Below are 7334 nucleotides of genomic sequence, written 5' to 3' on the forward strand. Positions count from 1 at the left end.
AGGACCGTGAAACGACTTTGCGCCGATGATAGTGCTGCAACCAGTGTGAAAGTAGGTTATCGTCAGGCTAGTTATTAGAAAAACCCCGTCAAGTTAGCTCTTGGCGGGGTTTTTTGCATTTGCGCCGCTCCTCACTCTGTGGCTTCGCATCACTATTTTTCCCCAAGCCGCTTGCTTGTCCAGCACACCGGGACCTAGCATGTGGAAATGGACGTTAAAAAAATGTGAAAAGCAGTTCAACCTAACGAAGGGGGGAGCAAATGCTTGAGAAGTTCACGATCGGCAAACGGCTGGGTTTTGCATTCGGGTTACTGACATTGCTGGCCGTGCTATTTGGTTTTGTTGCGCACACTGAAATCCGCGCCATGAACGACCAGTGGCAAAGCGTCAAGCAGGATGCCATTGCCAAGGGCATTGCTACAACTAAGGGCACCGTTGCCCTGGGGAGCGCCGTGCAGGCTTTCAAGAATTTCGTCATCCGCGGCGGCGATTACGAGAAGAAGTTTAACGAACAGATCGCCATCATCGACCACGTTGATGATGACTACAAGGCCACGGGCCGATTGACACCCGAGGAAGAAAAAATCCTCAACAAGATCCACGACAACACCCTTATTTATCGCAATGCCATTGCGAAAATCGCAGACATGCGGGCGCGAAAGATTGACGATGTCAACGAGCTGGATAAAGCCGTCAGCGGCGCCGATAAGCCGCTGTCCGAAGCGCTTGACCAATTGCGCGCCATCTCCGCTGCCACGACCAAAGCTGCCGACGCCCACATGACCGCCGTGGCGGCACGCGCCACGCAACTGATCATTGGTGCACTGATCGCATTGGTCGTCTTGTCCATTGCCGCAGCTTGGCTGATCACACGCAGCATTACCCGTCCGCTGGACAATGCGGTCACCGCCGCGAACCTCTTGGCGGATGGTGATCTGAGTGTGTCGCTGGAGTCGGCTGCGCAGGATGAAACCGGCCAGTTGCTGCGCGCAATGGGCAATATGGTGGCTAAATTGCAGCAAGTGATCGACGGCCAGCGCCGCGCCATTGCCGCGGCCAACAAAGGCGACTTCGGCACGCGCATCGATCTGCATGGCTTGCATGGCTTTCAGCAAGAGATGGCGGAAGGGTTGAACCAGCTGGTGTCAACCACCCAGGCCGGCATCGACGACATGGTGGTCATGATGGAGTCGATTGCCGCCGGCGATCTGACGCGCACCATCGACAAGAAATACGAGGGCGCGTTTGGCGACATGATGGGCTTTGCCAACGCTGCGGTCACCAAACTGTCGCAGGTGGTGGCCGAAGTGAACGACAGCGCGGCTGCCCTGGCCGCCGCCTCGGAACAGGTCAGCGCCACCGCGCAATCGTTGTCACAGGCGGCCAGCGAACAGGCGGCCAGCGTGGAAGAGAGCAGTGCCTCGATGGAGGAAATGACGTCGTCCATCACGCAAAACACGGAGAACGCGAAAGTCACGGACGCCATGGCCAGCAAGGCTTCCAAGGAAGCCATGGAAGGCGGCGAGGCCGTGCGGACGACGGTGGCGGCCATGAAGCAAATCGCCAACAAGATCGTCATCATCGACGACATCGCCTATCAGACCAATTTGCTGGCATTGAACGCGGCCATTGAAGCGGCGCGTGCCGGTGAGCATGGCAAAGGCTTTGCTGTGGTAGCAGCGGAAGTGCGCAAACTGGCCGAGCGGGCGCAAGTCGCGGCGCAAGAAATCGGCGAAGTCGCGGGCAGCAGCGTCACGCTGGCGGAAAAAGCAGGCACACTGCTTGATTCCATGGTCCCGAATATCAAGAAAACCTCGGACCTGGTGCAGGAAATTACCGCAGCATCGGATGAGCAAGCCACCGGTGTCAGCCAGATCAGTACGGCCATGAGCCAGTTGAGCGACACGACTCAGCAAAACGCAGCCGGGTCCGAACAGCTGGCGTCCACCGCCGAGGAGATGAGCAGCCAGGCGGAGGAACTGCAGCAGACCATGGCGTTCTTCAGCATCAATGGCGGTAGTGGCGGACGCCGCACGCAAGCGCCTGCACGAAAATCTTCCAAGCCAACAACAGTGCCGCGCGCACCCGCCCGCAAGGTGTTATCCTCTGACGTAAATCCAGATGAGACGCAATTTACGCGATTTTAGTGGGCCACTTGACCACTACTGTGAGGATGGTGAATGCGAGATGCCTCAACGATGTCAGTAGATCCCATTACCGACCAGGAATTCACGCTGTTCCAGCGTTTTATTTTCGATAATGCCGGCATCACGCTGTCGGCGGCGAAGAAAGCGCTGGTCAGTGGCCGCTTGGCCAAGCGGCTCATGCATTACCGGCTGGCCAGTTACGGCGCTTATTTCCGTATGCTGGCCGCTGGCCAGTCACCGGGTGAAGTGCAGATTGCAATTGATCTGCTGACCACCAACGAAACATACTTCTTCCGCGAATCCAAGCACTTCGACTTGCTGCGCAAGCTGGCCACGGCGGCGCTGGAACAGCGGCAGCCGTTCCGTGTCTGGAGCGCGGCCTGCTCCACGGGAGAGGAGCCATACAGTATTGCCATGGTGCTCGACGACGTGCTGGGTGAGCATGAGTGGGAACTGTATGCGTCCGATATCAGCACCCGGGTACTGGCATCGGCCAAGGCCGGCCATTACATGCGCGAGCGCACCAGTCACATTCCCCCGTCTTACCTGAAGCGCTATTGCCTGCGCGGCATTGCGGAACAAGAAGGCACCTTGCTGGTCGATAAGCGATTGCGCCAGCGGGTGCAGTTCCACCAGGTGAACCTGAATGAAACGCTGCCGAAATTCGGCCTGTTCGATGTGATTTTCCTGCGCAATGTGTTGATTTATTTCAGTCCGGAAACCAAGCGTGAAGTAGTGGGGCGCCTGCTGGGGGCGATACGGCCGGGCGGCCACCTGTTGATCGGCCATTCGGAAAGTTTGCATGACATGGCCGGACCTTTGCAGGTGCAGGGGCCCTCGGTGTACCGTAAAGCATGAGGATGGCGCGTGGCGGTGATCGACGTTTTTCTGATGCCGGGCGAGCATTTCGTGGGCGATGCGCGGCATCGCATCCGCACCCTGCTGGGGTCGTGCGTATCGATCACGCTATGGCACCCGTGGCGTCACGTTGGGGCGATGTCGCATTTCCTGCTGACCGTCGGGGACAACGACGAACCGGTGGCGCACCTGAGTGGCAGGTATTGTGAAGGGGCGCTGGAATTGATGCTGAAGGATTTGCGCAAGCTGGGCATCAACCCGACAGAATGCCAGGCCAAGGTGTTTGGCGGCGGCATGATGTTCCCGGACATTGAATGCAATGACGCAAGAAATATCGGGCGGCGCAATGGCGAAACTGCGGAACGCCTGCTGCGCCTGCATAACATACCGGTGGTGTCGGAAAGCCTGTTCGGCATCGGCCACCGCCACATCATTTTCAACGTCAAAACCGGGGATGTCTGGGTCCGGGTTGGTCCGCCGGGACCGCGGCAGGGCAGGATGTTGAAGGAGCGGTTATGAAGAAAATCAATGTGCTCGTGGTCGATGATTCCGCAGTGGTGCGCCAGGTTGTCACGGCCCTGCTGAACAAGGCGCCGGACATCCAGGTATTGCATGCGGTGGCCGACCCGATCCTGGCGATGGAGCGCATGAAGACCGTATGGCCGGACGTGATCGTGCTGGATGTCGAGATGCCCCGCATGGACGGCATTACCTTCCTGCGCAAGCTGATGGCGGAGCGGCCCACGCCGGTGGTGATTTGTTCGACCTTGACCGCGAAGGCCGCCAAGACCACGATGGAAGCCATGTCGGCGGGCGCGGTGTCGATCATCACCAAGCCCAAGCTGGAACTCAAGCAATTCCTCAACGACAGCGCGGATGAATTGGTGAGTGCCGTACGCGCAGCCGCGGTTGCCAATGTGCGCCGGTTGGCGGGGCGCGCGGCCGCCCCCGCGCTGCAGCCTGCCGCCAAGCTGACGGCCGACGCCATCTTGCCTGCGGCGGACAACCGCGCCATGGTGCAAACCACGGAGCGCGTGGTGGCGATCGGCACTTCGACCGGCGGCACGCAGGCGCTGGAAGTGGTGCTGACGGCATTGCCGCGCGTCTCGCCCGGCATCGTCATCGTCCAGCATATGCCGGAAAAATTCACTGCCGCATTTGCCGAACGTCTCAACTCGATTTGCCAGATTGAAGTGAAGGAAGCGCAAACGGGCGACCGGGTGGTGCCGGGCCGGGCGCTGATCGCGCCAGGTGGCAAGCACATGCTGTTGCGCCGCAATGGCGCGCAATACTATGTGGAAGTGGTCGATGGACCGCTGGTCAACCGCCACCGTCCTTCCGTCGATGTCTTGTTCCGCTCCGTCGCAAAATGCGCGGGCTCGAATGCGCTGGGCGTCATCATGACCGGCATGGGTGACGATGGTGCGGCGGGCATGCTGGAAATGCGCAAAGCCGGCGCCTACACCGTCGCGCAGGATGAAGCCAGTTGTGTCGTGTATGGCATGCCGAAGGAAGCGGTGAAGCGCGGGGCGGTGGAGCGCTCCATACCGCTCGACAACATCGGCCGGGAAATCCTGCAGCAATTGTCTTCGTTCACTAGCTAGGAGGCACGGTGCAGGATTGGGCCAATTGTACGGCGATGGTGGTGGAGGACAGTGCCGTCCAGCGTGACCATATGGCGGGCCTGTTGCGCCAGGCCGGGTTTGGACTGGTGATGCAGGCATGCGATGGTATCGATGCGCTGCGCAAGCTCGATGCGCGTGGCATCCCCGTGGAACTGGTGCTGACGGACCTGGATATGCCGGGCATGGATGGCCTGGAGCTGATCCGCCATCTGAAGGAACTGGAAATGGCGGCCAGCCTGGTGGTGGCCAGCGCGCGTGAGGGGCGGCTGGCCGAAGCGGCAGCCAGCATGCACGACACCGCCGCGCGCATGCAGCTGCTCGGCACCGCGCTCAAGCCGCTGCATTTCGATGTGCTGCAATCCTTGTTGTCGCATGCCGATGCACAGGCACTGGTGGTTGCCGCGACGTCGGCGCCAAGTGCGGATGACGTGGAGGCCGCGCTGGCGCAACAGCAGTTCGTCCCCTATTTTGAACCGCGTATCGAAGTGGCGGGCGGCATGCTGCGCGGCGTCGATGTGCATGCGTGCTGGCTGCATCCGGAGCGTGGACTGATCCGCGCTTCGCGCTTTTTGCCAGCCTTGCAGGGCACCGCCGCAATCGCGCCACTGGCGATGAGCATTGCGCGGCAGGCGCTGGTCCAGTTGAAAGCGTGGCACGATATTGGCTTGGTGACGTTGACGATGTCGATTCGCTTGCCTGCGGAATTGCTGGCGGACCGGCGCATGGTGGACCAGCTTAGCGCGTGCGTACATGAACACGGGTTGGCGCAGCGCGGCATCACGTGGGAATGCCAGGAGGCGGTGTTGACCAGCGCCGCACCGCTCAGCATCGCCAACCTTGCCCATTTGAGCTTGCGGGGATTCGGCATTGGCGTGGCGGGCTATCGCGCAGGACAAACCACGCAGCAGCAACTGGCGCGCTGTCCTCTGACAGAACTGCGTATCGACCACGTGATCGTGCACGAGGCGTCGCTGCAGCCGGCGCGCGCCGCGTTGCTGCAGCAATCGATTGAGGCGGCGCACCAGATGCGCATCAGCGTGGTGGCCGAGGGTGTCGAGCATGTGGCGGACCTGGCGCTGTTGCGCAGCTATGGTTGTGAACTGGCGCAGGGGGCGCTCGTGGCGGCGCCGATGCCGGCGCAGGCGCTGGTGGGATGGGTCAGGGGGAACCGGCGGCGCTTGAAAGAACTGGCGGCCTCCGACGGCGGCGATTAACGCTGCGGCGCAGTCAGTGGCAGGTAGAGTGTGAAGACCGTGCCTTCGCCAACCGCACTGCGGACATCGATGCGCCCGCCCAGCATGTCGCTGACGATATTGTGCACGATATGCAAACCGAGGCCGGAGCCGCCGACACCCAGCTTGGTCGTGAAAAACGGTTCAAAGATATGCAGCAGGTTGTCTGGTGTAATGCCATTGCCATCGTCGGCAATGGTCATGATGACGCCGTCATCGACTTCCTGGCTGGAGCTGATGGTGATGGTGCCCGCATCGCGCCCATCGAGCCCGTGAATGATGGCATTGGTCAGCAGGTTGGTGATAACCTGGCCGAGCGGACCGGGATAGCTGTCCATCATCAGCGATGGCGGGATTTCCTGCACCACCTGGTGGGGTGTGCGCCTTATGGTTGGCAGCAAAGTCAGGATATTGCCGGCCACGACTTCCGCCAGCAGGAAGGTGCGCCGTTGTGCGCTGGTCTGGTCCACTGCCACTTGCTTGAAATTGGTGACCAGGTCGGCGGCACGGTGCAGGTTGCGCACCAAAACTTCTGTCGCGGTGCTGGCGTTATTCAGGTAAGCGTCCAGCGATGAGCGGCGCATGGGTTCGCCACGAACGAACTGGCCGCGCATTTCCTTGGTCTGGTCTTCGAAGGCGCTGGCGATCATCAAGCCATTGCCGATCGGCGTATTCAATTCATGGGAAATGCCGGCCACCAGTGCGCCCAATGCCGCCAGCTTTTCGTTTTGTACCAGTTCCGCCTTGGCGCGGTTCAATTGCTCGAACATTTGCTGCAAGTCGCGGTTGGCTTTGCGCAGCGCCAGGTGGGTGTTAATACGCGCCATGACTTCTTCGATCTGGAAAGGTTTGGTGATGTAGTCGACGCCGCCCGCATCGAAGCCGCTGACTTTTTGGCGCGAGTCGGTCAGGCTGGTCATGAAGATGACCGGGGTGTCGCGCGTGCCTTCCTGGTTTTTCAGGCGGCGGCACGCTTCAAAGCCATCGATCCCGGGGAGCACCACGTCCATCAGGACCAGATCCGGCAAGCCGAACTCCGCGCGCATCAAACCTTCTTCCGCATTGCGCGCAATGAGGACGAGGAAGCCGCGGGATGCCAGGTGATCGAGCAGGGCGGTCAGGAATGACGGCGAGTCGTCGACGACCAGGATCGTCGGTGGAATTCCGGCTGGCAGTTCGTTTGGGACCATCCTGACTCCTGAGGAATGCTGCTGTGGACAAGTATATGCCGTTCTGGCAAGTATGGTTCAGAAAAAGGGACACTTGCGGGAACGGTGTGGCTTTGCTATAGTTCTGTCCCCGCGCTGCTGAGCTTGCTCAACGGTGCGGTGAGAAAAGCGAAGGGGTTGACGAGTTAAATCAAATCCTAGATAATCTCGCTTCTCTGCTGCTGATGAACAAAACGCTTCGTCAACTACGAAAGTAAGCAGCTCTTCTTTAAAAAATTACAGTCGATAAGTGTGGGTGTTAGA

At 60.0% G+C, this 7334-nt stretch carries 6 protein-coding genes; 5 read left to right on the top strand and 1 reads right to left on the bottom strand.

Annotation, left to right across the window (positions count from 1 at the left end; translation table 11 throughout):
- Nucleotides 1–260 precede the first annotated feature (260 nt).
- The 5 genes from AC1RRC_RS33080 to AC1RRC_RS33100 are packed head-to-tail and all read left to right on the top strand — an operon-like array spanning nt 261 to nt 5844.
- Nucleotides 261–2147, top strand: coding sequence for a HAMP domain-containing methyl-accepting chemotaxis protein (locus AC1RRC_RS33080; protein ID WP_493060171.1), 1887 nt, complete (start codon nt 261–263; stop codon nt 2145–2147).
- A 51-nt stretch (nt 2148–2198) separates the two neighbouring features.
- Nucleotides 2199–3005 (top strand): CheR family methyltransferase, encoded by an 807-nt coding sequence (locus AC1RRC_RS33085; RefSeq protein WP_493060172.1) that lies wholly within the window; start codon nt 2199–2201, stop codon nt 3003–3005.
- 15 nt (nt 3006–3020) lie between these two features.
- Nucleotides 3021–3524 carry a chemotaxis protein CheD gene (locus tag AC1RRC_RS33090; RefSeq protein ID WP_493060173.1) on the top strand — a complete coding sequence of 168 codons (504 nt, stop codon included), beginning with the start codon at nt 3021–3023 and terminating at the stop codon, nt 3522–3524.
- The gene (locus AC1RRC_RS33095; protein WP_493060174.1) at nt 3521–4609 is read left to right on the top strand and encodes a protein-glutamate methylesterase/protein-glutamine glutaminase; all 1089 of its coding nucleotides are present in this window, start codon (nt 3521–3523) and stop codon (nt 4607–4609) included. Before AC1RRC_RS33090 ends, AC1RRC_RS33095 begins: the two co-directional genes overlap by 4 nt.
- Before the next feature lie 8 nt (nt 4610–4617).
- On the top strand, nt 4618–5844 hold the full coding sequence (locus tag AC1RRC_RS33100) for an EAL domain-containing response regulator (RefSeq protein WP_493060176.1): 1227 nt from the start codon (nt 4618–4620) through the stop codon (nt 5842–5844).
- Here the strand turns inward: AC1RRC_RS33100 and AC1RRC_RS33105 are convergent.
- Nucleotides 5841–7052, bottom strand: a complete 1212-nt coding sequence (locus tag AC1RRC_RS33105) for a sensor histidine kinase (protein WP_493060177.1) — start codon at nt 7050–7052, stop codon at nt 5841–5843. The genes AC1RRC_RS33100 and AC1RRC_RS33105 overlap by 4 nt on opposite strands.
- Nucleotides 7053–7334: the final 282 nt, after the last annotated feature.

The sequence above is a fragment of the Pseudoduganella sp. GW821-FHT12E03 genome (assembly GCF_058807115.1).

Coding starts and splice junctions, on each gene's coding strand:
- AC1RRC_RS33080 (WP_493060171.1), top strand. CDS start 261: ATGCTTGAGAAGTTCACGATCGGCAAACGGCTGGGTTTTGCATTCGGG.
- AC1RRC_RS33085 (WP_493060172.1), top strand. CDS start 2,199: ATGTCAGTAGATCCCATTACCGACCAGGAATTCACGCTGTTCCAGCGT.
- AC1RRC_RS33095 (WP_493060174.1), top strand. CDS start 3,521: ATGAAGAAAATCAATGTGCTCGTGGTCGATGATTCCGCAGTGGTGCGC.
- AC1RRC_RS33105 (WP_493060177.1), bottom strand. CDS start 7,052: ATGGTCCCAAACGAACTGCCAGCCGGAATTCCACCGACGATCCTGGTC.